14 protein-coding genes are annotated in these 17,741 nt (G+C 70.6%); 7 read left to right on the top strand and 7 right to left on the bottom strand.

Annotated elements, in window-relative coordinates; genetic code table 11:
* Positions 1–413: 413 nt before the first annotated feature.
* Positions 414–1,115: an HAD family hydrolase gene (locus tag ACFY0F_RS18605; protein WP_388794828.1), complete on the bottom strand. Its 702-nt coding sequence runs from the start codon at positions 1,113–1,115 to the stop codon at positions 414–416.
* Positions 1,116–1,245: 130 nt separating this feature from the next.
* Positions 1,246–4,761, bottom strand: a complete 3,516-nt coding sequence (gene metH / locus ACFY0F_RS18610) for a methionine synthase (RefSeq protein ID WP_388794831.1) — start codon at positions 4,759–4,761, stop codon at positions 1,246–1,248.
* Between the two features lie 294 nt (positions 4,762–5,055).
* On the opposite strand from metH, the gene ACFY0F_RS18615 reads away from it, so the two are divergent.
* From ACFY0F_RS18615 to ACFY0F_RS18640, 6 genes are all read left to right on the top strand, one after another.
* The gene (locus ACFY0F_RS18615; protein ID WP_388794834.1) at positions 5,056–5,820 is read left to right on the top strand and encodes an IclR family transcriptional regulator; all 765 of its coding nucleotides are present in this window, start codon (positions 5,056–5,058) and stop codon (positions 5,818–5,820) included.
* A 342-nt stretch (positions 5,821–6,162) separates the two neighbouring features.
* The gene (locus tag ACFY0F_RS18620) at positions 6,163–6,957 is read left to right on the top strand and encodes an MIP/aquaporin family protein (protein WP_388794837.1); all 795 of its coding nucleotides are present in this window, start codon (positions 6,163–6,165) and stop codon (positions 6,955–6,957) included.
* A 95-nt stretch (positions 6,958–7,052) separates the two neighbouring features.
* The gene (glpK, locus tag ACFY0F_RS18625) at positions 7,053–8,591 is read left to right on the top strand and encodes a glycerol kinase GlpK (protein WP_388794840.1); all 1,539 of its coding nucleotides are present in this window, start codon (positions 7,053–7,055) and stop codon (positions 8,589–8,591) included.
* A 49-nt stretch (positions 8,592–8,640) separates the two neighbouring features.
* Positions 8,641–10,257: an FAD-dependent oxidoreductase gene (locus tag ACFY0F_RS18630; protein ID WP_388794844.1), complete on the top strand. Its 1,617-nt coding sequence runs from the start codon at positions 8,641–8,643 to the stop codon at positions 10,255–10,257.
* A gap of 199 nt (positions 10,258–10,456) precedes the next feature.
* Positions 10,457–11,128: a FadR/GntR family transcriptional regulator gene (locus tag ACFY0F_RS18635; RefSeq protein ID WP_388794847.1), complete on the top strand. Its 672-nt coding sequence runs from the start codon at positions 10,457–10,459 to the stop codon at positions 11,126–11,128.
* Positions 11,129–11,302: 174 nt separating this feature from the next.
* Positions 11,303–12,292, top strand: coding sequence for a PAC2 family protein (locus ACFY0F_RS18640; RefSeq protein WP_388794851.1), 990 nt, complete (start codon positions 11,303–11,305; stop codon positions 12,290–12,292).
* 81 nt (positions 12,293–12,373) lie between these two features.
* On the opposite strand, the gene mshC is transcribed toward ACFY0F_RS18640, so the two are convergent.
* From mshC to ACFY0F_RS18660, 4 genes are all read right to left on the bottom strand, one after another.
* Entirely contained in the window at positions 12,374–13,603 is a 1,230-nt protein-coding gene (gene mshC / locus ACFY0F_RS18645; RefSeq protein WP_388794854.1) for a cysteine--1-D-myo-inosityl 2-amino-2-deoxy-alpha-D-glucopyranoside ligase, read from the bottom strand.
* A 95-nt stretch (positions 13,604–13,698) separates the two neighbouring features.
* Positions 13,699–14,517 (bottom strand): SCO1664 family protein, encoded by an 819-nt coding sequence (locus tag ACFY0F_RS18650; protein ID WP_388794857.1) that lies wholly within the window; start codon positions 14,515–14,517, stop codon positions 13,699–13,701.
* On the bottom strand, positions 14,481–15,071 hold the full coding sequence (locus tag ACFY0F_RS18655; protein WP_388794860.1) for a DUF3090 domain-containing protein: 591 nt from the start codon (positions 15,069–15,071) through the stop codon (positions 14,481–14,483). The genes ACFY0F_RS18650 and ACFY0F_RS18655 overlap by 37 nt, the downstream gene beginning before the upstream one ends.
* Positions 15,072–15,149: 78 nt before the next feature.
* Positions 15,150–15,836 (bottom strand): histidine phosphatase family protein, encoded by a 687-nt coding sequence (locus ACFY0F_RS18660; RefSeq protein ID WP_388794863.1) that lies wholly within the window; start codon positions 15,834–15,836, stop codon positions 15,150–15,152.
* 62 nt (positions 15,837–15,898) lie between these two features.
* Between ACFY0F_RS18660 and corA the strand changes: the two genes are divergently transcribed.
* Entirely contained in the window at positions 15,899–16,897 is a 999-nt protein-coding gene (corA, locus tag ACFY0F_RS18665; protein ID WP_388794866.1) for a magnesium/cobalt transporter CorA, read from the top strand.
* A 9-nt stretch (positions 16,898–16,906) separates the two neighbouring features.
* Here corA and ACFY0F_RS18670 read toward each other — a convergent pair whose 3' ends face one another.
* Positions 16,907–17,695 carry a ferritin-like domain-containing protein gene (locus tag ACFY0F_RS18670; protein ID WP_388794869.1) on the bottom strand — a complete coding sequence of 263 codons (789 nt, stop codon included), beginning with the start codon at positions 17,693–17,695 and terminating at the stop codon, positions 16,907–16,909.
* Positions 17,696–17,741: the final 46 nt, after the last annotated feature.

A 17,741-nucleotide genomic window follows, 5' to 3' on the forward strand; every position in this document is an offset into this window, starting at 1 on the left:
CTGTTCGAGTCCGTGTACCCGGCATGCATGGGTGTCGCGGCGGGTCACGGGGTAAGTGCGATGTTCTCGCGTCGAGATTAGTCCGCGCCCGCACGAGGGTTCGCAACCGACGGAGTTGAGTTCCCATCACGCAGTGAAACCGGGTGCGGACACACCGAAAACCCGACAGTGGCAGGATTAGTGCAGCGTTCCATGAATCGGGACACAAGGTCGCACAGAATCCCACAGAACAAAGATGAGCAGCACAGCTGAACTCGCCTGTCGACCCTCGAAGAGGTGTCGAACGTCACACTTCCAACTCGCTTGTTCGGTGGTGGAATTCGGCCGGTCGGTCCGCTACGAATTCCGCCCGGCCTGCCCGGGCGTACTGAACCGGGATTTCGCCCAATGGGCTTTGCACGCTGGGTGAACGGCTAGCGCATTTCCGTCATCAGACCGCGCAGAAATGCCAGGTCGACCTCTTCCAGTGAGGTCACGACGGTCCGCCGGACGGCCGGGGCGATGGGCGCGACGGACGGCACGGCGACCACGTGACAACCGGCGGCCTCGGCCGCGGCGACCCCGGTCGCGGTGTCCTCGACGACCGCGCATCTGACCGGGTCCACGGCCAGTCCGGCGGCGGCGAGCAGATACGGGTCCGGGTGCGGCTTGGTGCGCGACACCTCGTCGCCGGCGATGGACAGGGTGAAGTGCTGGGGTCCGAGCAAGGCGAGCACGCGGTCGATGATGCGACGGTGCGAGGCGGAGACCAGGGCGGTCGGGATCCGCTGCTCGTGCAGCTCGGCCAGCAGTCTGGCGGCCCCGGGCATCAGCGGCAGCGCACGCCCGATACGGTCCTCGAAGCCGTCGTTGAGCAGCACGCTGAGCTCGGCGAGGGTGATGTCGGCGCCGGTGGCCTCGATGAGGAAGCCCGCGCTGCGGGCCATGGGTCCGCCGACCACGACCTGGCGCCAGGCCTCGTCGAGGGTGTGGCCGAGACGGGCGAAGACCTCCACCTCCACGTCCCACCAGAAGCCCTCGGTGTCCACCAGGGTGCCGTCCATGTCGAGCAGCACCGCCTGGAGGGCGGAGCCTTCCGCCGTACGGGTTCCGAGCGCGGGTACCGTGCTGGTCATCGGGGCGCACCTCCTGGAGGGACGATCAGGCCGGTTCCCGTGCGGGAACCGGCCTGCGGTGGATCGACCAGTGTACGACTCCGGATGGTGGAGCGCCTGTTTTACCGGTCGAGCCGGCGCTCGTCCCTGCTCAGCGGGCGTTGAAGTACTTGGCCTCGGGGTGGTGGATCACGATCGCGTCCGTGGACTGTTCGGGGTGCAGCTGGAACTCCTCGGACAGGTGGACGCCGATCCGCTCCGGCTGGAGCAGCTCGGCGATCTTGGCGCGGTCCTCCAGGTCGGGGCAGGCGCCGTAGCCGAGGGAGAAACGGGCGCCGCGGTACTTCAGGGCGAACATCTCCTCGATGTCGCTGGGGTCCTCCCCGGCGAAGCCCAGTTCGGAGCGGACGCGGGCGTGCCAGTACTCGGCGAGGGCCTCGGCCAACTGGACGGACAGGCCGTGCAGTTCGAGGTAGTCGCGGTAGGAGTTGGACTCGAACAGCTTGGCCGTCTCCTCGCCGATCCGGGAGCCGACGGTGACGACCTGCAGGCCGACGACATCGGTCTCCCCCGACTCCTCCGGGCGGAAGAAATCCGCGAGGCACAGGCGCCGGCCGCGCCGCTGGCGGGGGAAGGTGAAGCGGGTGCGCTCGTTGCCCTCGTCGTCGAGGATGATGAGGTCGTCGTCCTTGGACACGCACGGGAAATAGCCGTAGACCACGGCCGCTTCCAGCAGGTTCTCCGTCTGGAGGCGGTCCAGCAGGCCGCGCAGCCGCGGCCGTCCCTCCGTCTCGACGAGTTCGTCGTAGGTGGGTCCGTCGCCGGTGCGGGCCTGCTTCAGCCCCCACTGGCCCTTGAACAGCGCGCCCTCGTCCAGCCAGCTCGCGTACTCCTTGAGCTGGATGCCCTTGACGATCCGGCTGCCCCGGAAGGGCGGGGTGGGCACGGGGTTGTCGGTGGCGACGTCGGAGCGTACGTGGCCTTCCTCGGGCCGCTCCTCGACCTCGACGGTGGCCGCCCGGACCCGGCGCTGCCTCAGTTCCGGCAGCTTCGCCCCGGGCACGCCCCGCTTGACGCCGATGAGCGCGTCCATCAGGTTGAGGCCCTCGAAGGCGTCGCGGGCGTAGCGGACTTCGCCCTCGTAGATCTCGTGGAGGTCCTGCTCGACGTAGGCGCGGGTGAGGGCGGCGCCGCCGAGGATGACCGGGAAGCGGACGGCGAGGCCGCGCTGGTTGAGCTCCTCCAGGTTCTCCTTCATGATCACCGTGGACTTCACCAGCAGGCCGGACATGCCGATGACGTCGGCCTTGTGCTCCTCGGCCGCCTCCAGGATCGCCGAGACCGGCTGCTTGATGCCCAGGTTGACCACGTTGTAGCCGTTGTTGGACAGGATGATGTCCACCAGGTTCTTGCCGATGTCGTGGACGTCGCCGCGCACCGTGGCCAGCACGATGGTGCCCTTGCCCTCGGCGTCGGACTTCTCCATGTGGGGCTCGAGGTGGGCCACGGCCGCCTTCATCACCTCGGCGGACTGCAGTACGAACGGCAGCTGCATCTGGCCGGAGCCGAACAGCTCACCGACCACCTTCATGCCGTCGAGCAGCGTGTCGTTGACGATGTCGAGGGCGGGGCGCTCGGTCAGCGCGGCGTCCAGGTCGGCCTCCAGGCCGTTGCGCTCACCGTCGATGATGCGCCGCTTGAGGCGTTCCTCCAGCGGGAGGGCGGCCAGTTCCTCGGCCTTGCCCGCCTTCAGCGACTTGGCCGTGGCGCCCTCGAACAGCTGCATGAGCTTTTGCAGGGGGTCGTAGCCGTCGCTGCGGCGGTCGTGGATGAGGTCGAGGGCGGTGCGGACCTCTTCCTCGGAGAACCGGGCGATCGGCAGGATCTTGGAGGCGTGCACGATCGCCGAGTCCAGGCCCGCCTTGACGCACTCGTCGAGGAAGACGGAGTTCAGCAGGATGCGGGCGGCCGGGTTGAGGCCGAAGGAGATGTTCGACAGACCGAGGGTGGTCTGCACGGCGGGGTGGCGCCGCTTCAGCTCGCGGATCGCCTCGATGGTGGCGATGCCGTCCTTGCGGGACTCCTCCTGACCGGTACAGATGGTGAAGGTCAGGGTGTCGATGAGGATGTCCTCCTCGCGGATGCCCCAGTTCCCGGTCAGGTCGGCGATCAGCCGCTCGGCGATCTCGACCTTCTTCTCCGGGGTGCGGGCCTGGCCCTCCTCGTCGATGGTCAGCGCGATCAGCGCGGCGCCGTGCTCCTGCGCGAGCCGGGTGACCCTGGCGAACCGGGATTCGGGCCCGGCGCCGTCCTCGTAGTTGACGGAGTTGATGACCGCGCGTCCGCCGAGCTTCTCCAGGCCGGCCTCGATGACGTCGACCTCGGTGGAGTCCAGCACGATCGGCAGGGTGGAGGCGGTGGCGAAGCGGCCGGCGAGTTCCTCCATGTCGGCGACGCCGTCGCGGCCGACGTAGTCCACGCACAGGTCGAGCATGTGCGCGCCCTCGCGGATCTGCTCCCGGGCCATCTCCACGCAGTCGTCCCAGCGGCCCTCCAGCATGGCCTCGCGGAACTTCTTGGAGCCGTTGGCGTTGGTGCGCTCGCCGATGGCCAGGTAGGAGGTGTCCTGCCGGAACGGCACCGACTGGTAGAGCGAGGCCGCGCCGGGCTCGGGCTGCGGGCGGCGCTCGGTCGGGGTGACGTCCCGGACGCGCTCGACCACCTGGCGCAGGTGCTCGGGGGTGGTGCCGCAGCAGCCGCCGACCAGGGACAGGCCGTACTCGCGGACGAAGGTGTCGTGGGCGTCCGCGAGTTCCGGGGCCGTCAGCGGGTAGTGCGCGCCGTCCTTGGTCAGCACGGGCAGGCCGGCGTTGGGCATGCAGGACAGCGGGGTGCGGGAGTGGCGGGCCAGGTAGCGCAGGTGCTCGCTCATCTCGGCGGGGCCGGTGGCGCAGTTCAGACCGATCATGTCGATGCCGAGCGGCTCCAGGGCCGTGAGGGCCGCGCCGATCTCGGAGCCGAGCAGCATGGTGCCGGTCGTCTCCACGGTCACCGACACGATCAGTGGTACGTCGTAGCCGGCCGTGCGCATGGCGCGGCGGGCGGCGATGACGGAGGCCTTGGTCTGCAGCAGGTCCTGGGTGGTCTCCACCAGCAGGGCGTCGGCGCCGCCGGCGAGCAGGCCCTCCGCGTTCTGCTGGTAGGCGTCCCGGATGGCGCCGAAGGTGGTGTGGCCGAGGGTGGGCAGCTTGGTGCCCGGGCCCATGGAGCCGAGCACCCAGCGCCGGTTCCCGGTCCGGGCGGTGTACTCGTCGGCGGTCTCGCGGGCGATGCGGGCGCCGGCCTGGGAGAGCTCGGTGATGCGTTCGGGGATGTCGTACTCGCCCAGGGCGGTGAGGTTCGCGCCGAAGGTGTTGGTCTCCACGCAGTCGACGCCCGCCTCGAAGTACGCCTCGTGGACCGAGCGGACGATGTCCGGGCGGGTGACGTTGAGGATCTCGTTGCAGCCCTCGAGGTGCTGGAAGTCGTCGAGGGTCGGCTCCTGTGCCTGGAGCATCGTGCCCATCGCTCCGTCGGCTACCACCACACGGGTGGCGAGGGCCTCTCGGAGGGCGGACGCACGGGTCCTGGGGTCGTCGGCGGAAGGGGTCGGCGGCAACGAGGCCATGAAGGGGCTCCCTGAGGTGCGACGGCTGTCGGCTATGCGGCTGCCCGGGCGGGCCCGGGCAAGACGCACGGCGCCAGCGTAACCGGGAGTCCGCTTGGATGGGCAGGGCGTCCACGACGCGGACGAGTGTGGCCGGTGGGTCACGCGCGGGCTGCGTGCGGACCAGGCGCGACGTAACAAGTACCGACCGACCATTAGCGGGAGGTCGTCATGGACCGGTAGTGTTCGGCATTGCCGAACGGCGTCAGCGGCGTACGCGCGGCGACGGACGAAGCGGACGGAGGCAGTACGGCGATGGCACGGAACATCCAGTCGCTCGAAAGGGCGGCCGCGATGCTGCGGCTGCTGGCGGGCGGCGAGCGACGGCTCGGCCTGTCGGACATCGCCTCGTCCCTGGGCCTCGCCAAGGGCACCGCCCACGGCATCCTGCGCACTCTGCAGCAGGAGGGCTTCGTGGAGCAGGACGACGCCTCCGGGCGCTACCAGCTGGGCGCGGAGCTGCTGCGTCTGGGCACCACGTACCTGGACGTGCACGAGCTGCGGGCGCGGGCGCTGGTGTGGACCGACGACCTGGCCCGGTCCAGCGGGGAGAGCGTCTATCTGGGGGTGCTGCACCAGCAGGGCGTCCTGATCGTGCACCACGTCTTCCGGCCCGACGACAGCCGGCAGGTCCTGGAGATCGGGGCCATGCAGCCGCTGCACTCCACGGCGCTGGGCAAGGTGCTCTGCGCGTACGACCCGGTCGCGCACAGCGAGGCGCTGGAGGCCGACCGGAAGCCGTTCACCGACCGCACGGTGTGCGACTGGGCGGACTTCGAGCACATCCTCGACCTCTCACGCGCGCGGGGATACGCGGCCGACGTGGAGGAGACCTGGGAGGGCGTGGCCTCGGTGGCCGCGCCGATCCACGACCGGCGGCGGATGCCGGTGGGCGCGGTGGGGATCACCGGCGCCGTGGAGCGGTTGTGCCGGGACGGGGAGCTGCGCCCCGAGCTGATCGCTGCGGTACGGGACTGTGCCCGCGCGGTGTCGCGGGATCTGGGCGCCGGGCGGTTCTGAGCGCGGCGGGAATCGGGGGTCGGACCGGGGCGCAGGGCGGCGTTCCGGCTCTCGCCATACCCTGAAAGGGATATATCACCCATAGCAGTGCTTCTCGCGCCCGATCCTTGATCAGTAAGAGCGATCAATAACGATCGCATATTCGATAACAGAACTCTTGACGCGTGCCTCGAGCCGGGGCAAGACTCCCGTCCATCGGTCGGCATTGTCGAACACCTACCGGCAATACGCGCTAGAGTGTGACAACGCCAAGGGCCGGCATCGCTCTCACCCCCGAGGGCGCTGAACCCCCGGAGGGACCCGGGGTTCGGCTTCCCTGGACGAAGGACAAAGGAGTCGCGGGTGTCCAGCTCCGACATCTTCATCGGCGAGACCATCGGTACCGCCATACTCATCCTCCTCGGCGGCGGCGTCTGCGCCGCCGTGACCCTGAAGGCCTCCAAGGCCCGTAACGCCGGTTGGCTCGCCATCACCTTCGGGTGGGGTTTCGCCGTTCTGACGGCCGTCTACACCTCGGCGCCGCTCTCCGGCGCCCACCTGAACCCGGCCGTGACCCTCGCACTCGCGATCAAGGACAAGGACTTCAGCAACCTCCCCGTCTACTGGGGCGGCCAGCTGCTCGGCGCCATGATCGGCGCGGCCCTTGTCTGGGTGGCCTACTACGGCCAGTTCCACGCGCACCTCACCGACAAGGAGATCGTCGGCGGTCCCGGCGCGCAGGCCACGGCGGCCAAGGCCGTCGAGGCGCAGGAGAAGGGCGCCGGCCCGGTCCTGGGCGTCTTCTCCACCGGTCCGGAGATCCGGAACGCGGTGCAGAACCTCGCCACGGAGATCATCGGCACCGTCGTGCTGGTGCTCGCCGTCCTCACTCAGGGCCTGAACGACAAGGGCAACGGTCTGGGCACCCTGGGTGCGCTGATCACCGCACTGGTGGTCGTCTCCATCGGTCTCTCCCTCGGCGGCCCCACGGGCTACGCGATCAACCCGGCCCGTGACCTCGGTCCGCGCATCGTGCACGCTCTGCTGCCGCTGCCCAACAAGGGCGGCTCCGACTGGAGCTACGCCTGGATCCCGGTGGTCGGTCCGCTGATCGGCGGCGCGATAGCCGCAGGCATCTACAACGTCGCTTTCGCCTAGGAAGCACCGGGCCGTCCACGGGCGGCCCGGGCCACGGCCTACGGGCACGCGCCGTACGTAACGCCCCTCAACCACGGATTCCCCAGGAGCACACAGTGACCGACGCCCACACTGCCGGCCCGTTCATCGCCGCCATCGACCAGGGCACGACCTCCTCGCGCTGCATCGTCTTCGACCGGGACGGCCGCATCGTCTCCGTCGACCAGAAGGAGCACGAGCAGATCTTCCCGAAGCCGGGCTGGGTCGAGCACAACGCCAACGAGATCTGGACCAACGTCCAGGAAGTCGTCGCCGGAGCCGTCCAGAAGGCCGGCATCACCCGCGACGACATCAAGGCCATCGGCATCACCAACCAGCGCGAGACCACCGTGCTGTGGGACAAGAACACCGGTGAGCCCGTCCACAACGCCATCGTCTGGCAGGACACCCGCACGGACGCGCTCTGCAACGAGCTCGGCCGCAACGTCGGCCAGGACCGCTTCCGCCGCGAGACGGGCCTCCCGCTGGCCTCGTACTTCTCCGGCCCGAAGGCCCGCTGGCTGCTCGACAACGTCGAGGGCCTCAAGGAGCGCGCCGAGGCGGGCGACATCCTCTTCGGCACGATGGACAGCTGGGTCATCTGGAACCTGACCGGCGGCGTCAACGGCGGCCGGCACGTCACCGACGTCACCAACGCCTCCCGCACCCTTCTCATGAACCTGCACACCATGCAGTGGGACGAGAAGATCGCCTCGTCCATCGGTGTCCCGCTGGCGATGCTGCCGGAGATCCGCTCGTCCGCCGAGGTGTACGGCGAGGTCACCGGCGGCAAGCTGGGCGAGCTGCTCGGCGGCATCCCGGTCGCCTCCGCGCTCGGCGACCAGCAGGCGGCCCTGTTCGGCCAGTGCTGCTTCTCCGAGGGCGAGACCAAGTCCACCTACGGCACCGGCACCTTCATGGTGATGAACACCGGTGACAAGATCATCAACTCCTACGCCGGTCTGCTGACCACCGTCGGCTACAAGATCGGCGACCAGCCGACGGTGTACGCCCTGGAGGGCTCGATCGCCGTCACCGGCTCGCTGGTGCAGTGGATGCGCGACCAGATGGGCCTGATCTCCACCGCCGCCGAGATCGAGACGCTCGCGCTCTCGGTCGAGGACAACGGCGGCGCCTACTTCGTACCGGCCTTCTCCGGTCTGTTCGCCCCGCACTGGCGCTCCGACGCCCGCGGTGTGATCGCCGGCCTGACCCGGTACGTGACCAAGGCGCACCTCGCCCGCGCCGTCCTGGAGGCCACCGCCTGGCAGACACGGGAGATCGCCGACGCCATGGTCAAGGACTCCGGCGACGAGCTGGTGACCCTCAAGGTCGACGGCGGCATGACCGCCAACAACCTGCTGATGCAGACGCTCTCCGACGTCCTGGACGCGCCCGTGGTGCGTCCGATGGTCGCCGAGACCACCTGCCTCGGCGCCGCCTACGCCGCCGGTCTCGCCGTCGGCTTCTGGTCCAGCACCGACGAGCTGCGCGCCAACTGGCGCCGGGCCGCCGAGTGGACCCCCCGCATGGACGCGGAGACCCGCGAACGTGAGTACAAGAGCTGGCTCAAGGCCGTCGAGCGGACCATGGGCTGGATCGAGCACGAGAGCTGAACTGAACAGAACAGCTCAGAACAGCTCTGATGAGGAGTAAGCACCCGAAATGACCAGTCAGTCCACCCTGCAGTCCATACCTGCCCTGGGGACGCGCCCGGCGTCCGGCTCTCTCCCGAGCCGAGCCGAGACCAGGGAGCAGCTCTCCAAGGCGTCGTACGACCTTCTCGTGATCGGCGGCGGCATCCTGGGCATCTCCACCGCCTGGCACGCCGCGCAGTCGGGGCTCAGGGTGGCCCTGGTCGACGCCGGCGACTTCGCCGGCGCCACCTCCTCCGCCTCCTCCAAGCTGCTCCACGGCGGTCTGCGCTACCTGCAGACCGGCGCGGTGAAGCTGGTGGCGGAGAACCACTTCGAGCGCCGTGCGGTCTCCCGCCAGGTGGCCCCCCACCTGGCGAACCCGCTCACCTTCTACCTCCCCGTGTACAAGGGCGGGCCGCACGGCGCGGCGAAGCTCGGCGCGGGCGTGTTCGCCTACTCCGCGCTGTCCGCCTTCGGTGACGGCGTCGGCCACCTGCTGAGCCCGTCCAAGGCCGCCCAGGACGTGCCGGAGCTGCGCACCGAGAACCTCAAGGCCGTGGCCGTGTACGGCGACGACCAGATGAACGACGCGCGCATGGCGCTGATGACGGTCCGCGCGGCCGTCGACGCGGGCGCGGTCGTCCTCAACCACGCCGAGGTCACCGGCCTGCGCTTCACCAAGGGCCGGGTGACGGGCGCCGACCTGCGCGACCGCACCTCCGGTGACGAGTTCGGCGTCAACGCCCGCCTGGTCCTGAACGCGACCGGCCCGTGGGTGGACCACCTGCGCAGGATGGAGGACCCGAACGCGGCACCGTCCATCCGTCTGTCCAAGGGCGCGCACCTGGTACTGAAGCGCACCTCCCCGTGGAAGGCCGCGCTCGCCACCCCCATCGACAAGTACCGGATCACCTTCGCCCTCCCCTGGGAGGACATGCTGCTGCTCGGCACCACCGACGAGGAGTACGAGGGCGACCCGGCGGACGTCGCGGTCAACGACAAGGACATCGCCCAGATCCTGGACGAGGCCGCGTTCTCCGTCCGGGACCAGCAGCTCAGCCGTGACCTGATCACCTACGCCTTCGCCGGACTGCGGGTGCTGCCGGGCGGCCCCGGTGACACCGCCAAGGCCAAGCGCGAGACCGTGGTCACCGAGGGCAGGGGCGGCATGCTGTCCGTCGCCGGCGGCAAGTGGACCACCTTCCGTCACATCGGCCGTACGGTCATGCAGAAGCTGGAGTCCCTGCCGGGGCATCCGCTCGGCGACGACTTCGAGCCCATCTCCACCCTGCCGAAGAAGCTGCCGCTGCCCGGTATCGCCAACCCGCGCGCGGTCGCGCACCGCCTGCTGGTGGACCGCCCGGCACCCGGTCCGCGCATGGCGGCGGACACCGCCCGGCACCTGGCCACCCACTACGGCTCGCTGGCCTTCGACATCGCCCGGCTGGCCAACGACAACCCGGAGCTCGCCGAGCGCGTCCACCCGGACGCCCCGGAGATCTGGGCGCAGGTCGTCTACGCCCGCGACCACGAGTGGGCCGAGACGCCGGACGACGTGCTGCGCCGCCGTACGACGCTGACGATCCGCGGTCTGGCCACGGACGAGGTCCGCGCGAAGGTCCAGGACCTGCTGGACAAGAAGTAGACCCCCGGCCGGCCCACTTCCCTGACCGGAGCCGGCGTCACGGGACGGCCCCCTCCGCACCGGGGCCGGGAAAACGGAATGGGCGGCTCCATGGCGATGGGGCCGCCCCTTCCGCATGCGGTGCGACGGTCGGGAATCCCCCGGTGTGCCCCCATAATGTGCTGACACATCGGAGGTCTGAACGACAGGGAGGCCCGCCATGGCGGTCACCGACGAGGCGATCGAGAAGATCAAGGGGATGATCGTCTCCGGCGCTCTGCGGCCCGGCGACCGGCTGCCCAAGGAGAGTGAGCTCGCCGCCGAGCTGGGGCTGTCGCGCAACTCCCTGCGGGAGGCCGTGCGGGCGCTGTCGCTGATCCGGATCCTGGACGTGCGGCAGGGCGACGGGACGTACGTCACCAGCCTGGATCCCCAGCTGCTGCTGGAGGCGCTCAGCTTCGTCGTGGACTTCCACCGCGACGACACGGTCCTGGAGTTCCTCGCGGTGCGCCGGATCCTGGAGCCGGCCGCCACGGCGATGGCCGCCCCGCGGATCAGCGAGCAGCAACTGGACGCGCTGGCCGCCCAGTTGGACGCGCTCGGCGCAGAGCCGTCGGTGGAGGAACTCGTCGCCTGCGACCTGGAGTTCCACCGGGGCATCGTGCGCGGCTCGGGCAACTCGGTGCTGTGCTCGCTGCTCGACGGCCTGTCGGGGCCGACCACCCGGGCCCGGATCTGGCGCGGTCTGACCCAGAAGGACGCGGTCAGCCGCACCCTGCGCGAGCACCGGGCGATCCTGGGCGCCCTGCGCGACCGGGACGCGGAGGCGGCCCGCTCCTGGGCGACCGTGCACATCGCGAGCGTGGAGCAGTGGCTTCGCAGCACCCTGTGACGCCCCGGCTCGGCACGGGCCGGCGGTGGTGAGTCTCCGCACGGCCAGGGGTGTTCCGGGGTGGTGATCGGGGCAGTGATCCGTTCACCACCCCGTGCAAGGGGGCTGCGGGCGCCCGCGTCGGACGCCGTAAGGTTGGGACGTACGTGAGGGCACGTCGGAAGGAGGCGCTGGGTGATCGAGCTCGAGGGGGTTCCCGAGCTGATCGACCCGGTCATGGTGGCCGCGTTCGAGGGCTGGAACGATGCCGGCGACGCCGCCTCCACCGCGGTCGCGCATCTGGAACGGGAGTGGAAGGGCGAGGTGTTCGCGGCGCTGGACGCCGAGGACTACTACGACTTCCAGGTGAACCGGCCCACGGTGTTCATGGACGGCGGAGTGCGCAAGATCACCTGGCCGACGACGAGGTTGTCGGTGGTGCGGGTCGGCGGCGAGAAGCCGCGCGACCTGGTGCTGGTCCGCGGCATCGAACCGTCCATGCGCTGGCGCTCGTTCTGCAACGAGCTGCTGGGCTTCGCGCACGAGCTGGGCGTGGAGCTGGTGGTGGTGCTGGGCGCCCTGCTCGGTGACACCCCGCACACGCGTCCGGTCCCGGTCAGCGGGGTCACGTCCGACGCGGACCTGGCCCAGCGGATGGACCTGGAGGAGACCAAGTACGAGGGGCCGACGGGCATCGTCGGCGTCCTGCAGGAGGCCTGCACGCACGCGGGTGTCCCGGCGGTGTCGCTGTGGGCGGCCGTTCCGCACTACGTGTCGCAGCCCCCGAACCCGAAGGCGACGCTGGCCCTGCTCAACCGTCTGGAGGACCTGCTCGACCTGCGTATCCCGCTGGGCGAGCTGCCGGAGGACGCGCGGGCCTGGCAGGTGGGCGTGGACCAGCTGGCCGCCGAGGACAGCGAGGTCGCCGAGTACGTGCAGACGCTGGAGGAGGCCCGGGACACCGCCGAGCTGCCGGAGGCGTCGGGCGAGGCGATCGCCCGCGAGTTCGAGCGCTATCTGCGGCGGCGGGACGTCGGCCCGCCCGGGGGCCCCGGGGGCCATGCGACCGCGGACGGCGGGGACGGGCCGCCGTCCTCGTACCTCAGGGACAATCCGAGCGGCCGTGCCCGGCCGCCGAAGCCGCCCAAACCGGGCGCCGAGGACGACGACTCCTCGGAGGAGTGACGCGCCGGAGGTACTGAAGGGGGCGGTACGCACGACGCGTACCGCCCCCTTCGACGTCCGGCTTCGGCGTCCGGAGAGCCGCTACAGGGCGACGCCCAGAAGTGCGTCCACAGCCCGGGTGACGACGCCGGGGGCGCCGGTGTCGGTACCGCCCCGCTCCTGCTGGAGCGCGGCCCAGCGGTCGACGGCGGCCAGGGCGGCCGGGGAGTCGAGGTCGTTCGCTAGGGCCTCGCGGATCTCCTCGACGAGTGCCTCGGCGGGCGGTCCGTCGGGCCGGGACACGGCGGCACGCCACCGTGCGAGCCGCGCCTCGGCGTCCGCGAGCACCTGGTCGGTCCACTGCCAGTCGGTCCGGTAGTGGTGGGCGAGGAGGGAGAGCCGGATGGCGGCGGGGTCGACGCCGTCGCGGCGCAGCGTGGAGACGAAGACCAGGTTGCCCTTGGACTTGGACATCTTCTCGCCGTCCAGGGCGACCATGCCGGCGTGGACGTACGCCTTGGCCATGGGGAACTCGCCGGTGAGCGCCTGGGCGTGCGAGGCGCCCATCTCGTGGTGCGGGAAGGCCAGGTCGGAGCCGCCGCCCTGGAGGTCGAAGCCCATGCCGAGGTGGTCCAGGGCGATGGCGACGCACTCGATGTGCCAGCCGGGCCGGCCGCGGCCCAGCGAGCCGCCGTCCCAGCTGGGCTCGCCCTCGCGCGCGGCCATCCACAGCATCGGGTCGAGCGGGTTCTTCTTGCCGGGCCGGTCGGGGTCGCCGCCGCGCTCGGCGGACAGCAGCCGCATGGCCGCGGCGTCGAGGTTCGAGACCTTGCCGAAGTGCGGGTCGGCCTCGACGGAGAAGTAGGTGTCGCCCTCGAGCTCGTAGGCCGCGCCCAGGTCGCGCAGCCGCTCCACGAGCGGGACGATGCCGGGTATCGCCTCGACGGCGCCTATGTAGTGCCGGGGCGGGAGCATCCGGAGGGCGGTCATGTCCTCCCGGAACAGGGCCGTCTCCTTCTCGGCGAGGGCGGCCCAGTCGACGCCGTCCCGCTCGGCCCGCTCCAGCAGCGGGTCGTCGACGTCGGTGACGTTCTGGACGTAGTGAACCTGCCGCTTGGTGTCGAGCCACACGCGCTGCACCAGGTCGAACGCGTTGTAGGTCGCCGCGTGCCCCATGTGGGTGGCGTCGTACGGGGTGATGCCGCAGACGTAGAGACGGGCGACGGGGCCGGGATCAAGGGTGACGAGACCCCCGGTCGCGGTGTCGTGGATCCTCAGGTCGCGACCCTTGCCGGGCAGGGCGGGGACCTCGGAAGCGGGCCAGGCATGCATGTACATGAGCCTAACCGCCCAAGAGTCGCGCGTACGAACCGGACCAGGCCACTTGGCCGGAAAGGCGATCTTGTGTTCTGGTGCGCGGTGTGCTGTCACACCGGCGGCCAGGGAATGGCCGGCCACTCGCCGCTCGGCTCGGGGTGTTTCCCGGAGGCCAGCAGGGCCTCGACACGCGCGCGTGTGGCCTCGACCTCGGCGGCGGTGAGCAGCCGCGCCAGTCTCAGGGCGAGTTCCCCGCCGTCCGACAGGGCGTTCCTCAGGCCTTCGAGGACGCCGACGGCCTCCGCGGTGAGAGGCTCCCCGGCCCAGCCCCACAGCAGGGTGCGCAGCTTGTTCTCCACGTGGAAGGTGACCCCGTGGTCGATGCCGTAGAGGGGTCCGTCGGCGGTGGGCAGCAGGTGGCCGCCCTTGCGGTCGGCGTTGTTGATCACCGCGTCCAGGACCGCCAGGCGGCGCAGCCGCTCGTCGTCGGCGTGCACGAGCAGCGCGGTCCTCCCCTCCTCGACCTCGGCGAAGCCGATGGCCTTCCAGCCCGGTTCCGGTTCCTCGGCATCCACCAGGGCCAGCAGTTCGGCCTCCGGGGTCGCCTCGATCCACAGCTGGACCATGCCCTCGCCGTACGGTCCCTCGCGCAGCACCGTGGGCGGCACCAGGCCCCAGCCGGTCGCCTCGGAGACCTCGTACGCGGCCACCTCACGCTCGGCGAGGATGCCGTCGGGGAAGTCCCACAGCGGGCGTTCCCCGGCGACCGGCTTGTACACGCAGGTGGCTTCCCGGCCGTCGTGGGCCACCGTGCAGTACAGCGCCGCGTTCGAGGCGTCGCGGATGCGTCCGCGCACGGTCAGCTCGCCCTCGGCGAGGAGGGCGGCGCCGGTCACGCTCCGCGGCGGTATCCGTTCTGGCGCGGACATACGTGTCCTTCCGGGTCGAGCGGGAGGCTGCACAGCGGGCACGGCGGCCGCCCGGCGTTCACGACGTCGAGGGCGCGCTTGGCGAAGGCCCTGGCCTGCGCGCCGGTGAGCCGGACCCGCAGCATCGGGGGGCCGTTCTCCTCGTCCTGGAGCAGCCGCTCCTCCGCCTCCGCGAGGTCCTCGTCGGAGTCGGCGTCCAACTCGACCAGGGCCTGGGCCTCGACGATCATCCGCTGCTCCTCGCCGTCCCAGGCCAGCGCCATGGTGCCGACGCGGAACTCCTCCTCGATGGGAGTCTCCAGCGGGGCGGTGTCGGCGACCTCGGAGGGGGTCACCGCGGGCACCGGGGCCTGGCCGCCGCTACGGCGTACAACCTCGTCGAGGAGCTCTTCCATGCGCTCGGCGAGCGCGGCGACCTGGGTCTTCTCCAGGACCACGCTGGTCACCCGGGGGCCGGCGGAAGCCTGGAGGAAGAACGTACGGCGTCCGGGCAGCCCGACCGTGCCGGCCACGAAGCGGTCCGGCGGGTCGTAGAGGAACACCTGACGGGACACGTCCTGTCTCCATTGAATCGATGCTGCGACTGCGGAAGGGGTCTGTGTGTGGACGCTTCACCCTACTGCGCCCGACGATCACGGTGCGCCCGCACCACCACCCACTGGTGCGTCATCCCCGGTGGCTTCCTCACGGGGCACAAGGGAGGCGAAATCCCCGGTGTCGCCGAGACGAACGAGAAACGGCCTGAGGCGGGTGTAACGGATCACGGTGATGGAACACGGTTCCACGGAGATCCGCTGGAAGAGGTCGAGATGCAGTCCGAGTGCGTCGGCGACGAGGGACTTGATGATGTCGCCGTGCGAGCACATGAGGTACACGGCGTCGGCGCCGTGGTCGCGTTCCACGCGCGCGTTCCACTCCCGCACGGCCTCGGCCGCGCGGGTCTGCATGGCGCGCATGGACTCGCCGCCGGGGAACGCGGCCGCGGAGGGGTGCGCCTGCACCACCTGCATGAGCGGCTCGTCCGCGAGCTCGGCGAGCTTGCGGCCGGACCAGTCGCCGTAGTGGCACTCCCCGATCCGTTCGTCGGTGTGCACGGGCAGGTCCGGCCGGGCGTCCAGCAGCGGGCGGAGGGTTTCCTGGCAGCGTTGCAGGGGGCTCGTGACGACCTCGCAGAGCGGCAGCCCGTCGAGTCGCCCGGGCAGCGCGGCGGCCTGCTCGGCCCCGCGCTCGTCCAGGGCGACGCCGGGCGTCCAGCCGGCGAGCAGTCCGGCGGTGTTGGCGGTGGAACGTCCGTGCCTTACGAGGATCAGCGTGGGCATGCGGACCAGCGTAGGCGCACATCGCCGTACGGCGGAGTGCGGGCATCGGGAGGTTGGGTTACTTGATCGTCGACTGTGCCGTCTACCGGGACGGGCACCGCAGTGAAGGCATGGACGACCTGTCCGAGGCGCTGGCCGCGGCGCGGGCGGTGGGCGGGTTCGTGTGGATCGGACTGCACGAGCCGTCGGAGAAGGAGTTCGAACGCGTCACCGAGGAGTTCGGGCTGCATCCGCTGGCCGTGGAGGACGCCCTCAACGCGCATCAGCGGCCCAAGCTGGAGGTGTACGACGACTCGCTGTTCGTGGTACTCAAGCCGGTCGTGTACGAGCCGGAGAGCGACGCCGTCTCCACCGGCGAGGTGATGATCTTCCTCGGTGACGGGTTCGCGGTGACCGTCCGGCACGGCGAGGGTTCTCCGCTGGCGGCCGTGCGGCGGCGTCTGGAGGAGGAGCCGGAGCTGCTGGAGAAGGGCCCGACCTCCGTGCTGTACGCGATCGCCGACGCCACCGTCGACCACTACCTGGAGGTGGCGACCGAGCTGCAGACCGACCTGGAGGAACTGGAGGCGGAGGTGTTCTCGCCGGAGGTGGGCGGTTCGCGCAACACCGCCTCCCGGATCTACACCTTCAAGCGGCAGGTCCTGGAGTTCCGCCGGGCGACGGGTCCGCTGGCGCTGCCGCTGACGCGGCTGGCCGGCACCGGGCCGACGGGCGGCGGCGGGGTGGCCTTCGTGGACGACAAGGCCCGGCCCTTCTTCCGGGACGTCAGCGACCACCTCACGCGCGTGAACGAGTCGGTGGAGGGCCTGGACCGGCTGGTGTCGGACATCCTGTCGGCCCATCTGGCGCAGACGGGCGTCCGGCAGAACGACGACATGCGCAAGATCTCCGCGTGGGCGGCGATGGCCGCGATCCCCACGATGATCGCGGGCATCTACGGCATGAACTTCGAGCACATGCCGGAGCTGCACTGGGTGTGGTCCTATCCGGCGGCGATCGCGCTGATGGCGGCTCTGGAGGTGGTGCTGTACCGGCTGTTCAAGCGGCGCGGGTGGCTGTGACCGGGCGGCTCAGGCGAACTCGGGGGCGGTGGTCGCGGGACCGCCGAGGGGGTCGCGGCGGTCGGGCGTGCGCAGCGACACCATGCGCCGCCAGCCCGCGGCGCGCTCGTAGACGTACGCGGCGCGGATGCCGGCCGCGAGGGCCGCGCGCCTGGCCTTCGACCAGCCGAGGATGCGCCCCATGTGGGCCATGACGGCGAGACTCACGTCCCGGTGGACGCGGATCTCGGCGAGCGCGCACGCGCGCAGGGTGCGCTGGATGAGCCTTCCGTAGCCGGAGGCCGCGAAGCGCAGCAGTTCCTCGTGGGTGTAGGCGAGGTGGTTGGCCTCGTCGTCGGAGATCATGCGGAAGGCCTTGCCGACCTGGGGGTGGTCACCGAAGTGCCTGCGGAGCAGGGCCATCTGCTCGGCGGCCCGCTGTTCGGTGACCCGGCTGTGCGCCAGGTAGACGATGAGGTCCTGCACGCTCAGCGGCTCGTCGCGGCGGAGCTTGTCGTGGGCGAGGCCGATACCGCGCCGCTCCAGGAGCATCGTGTAGTCGGTCCGGGGCGGGACGGGGGCCGGTTCCAGGCCGCGGTTGCGCAGCAGGGCGTTGAAGATCCGGCCGTGTTTGTCCTCGTCGGCACCGTGCCGGACGATCTTGGGGACGAGCGCGCGTTCGCCCTCCGGTACGAGCGCGGCGATCCGCCCGTTCTCCCAGCCGCCCTGCGCCTCGCCGCTCGCCGCGATGGAGCAGAACAGGCGGAAGGACTCGTCGTTGTCGAGGATCTCCTGGAACACGCTCTTCGCCGACAGCATGGTGGGTCGCCTTTCCGCAGGAATCCGCAATCGAGTCAAATGCGGC

The organism is Streptomyces sp. NPDC001544 (assembly GCF_042894285.1).
In the GTDB taxonomy this organism is placed as follows: domain Bacteria; phylum Actinomycetota; class Actinomycetes; order Streptomycetales; family Streptomycetaceae; genus Streptomyces.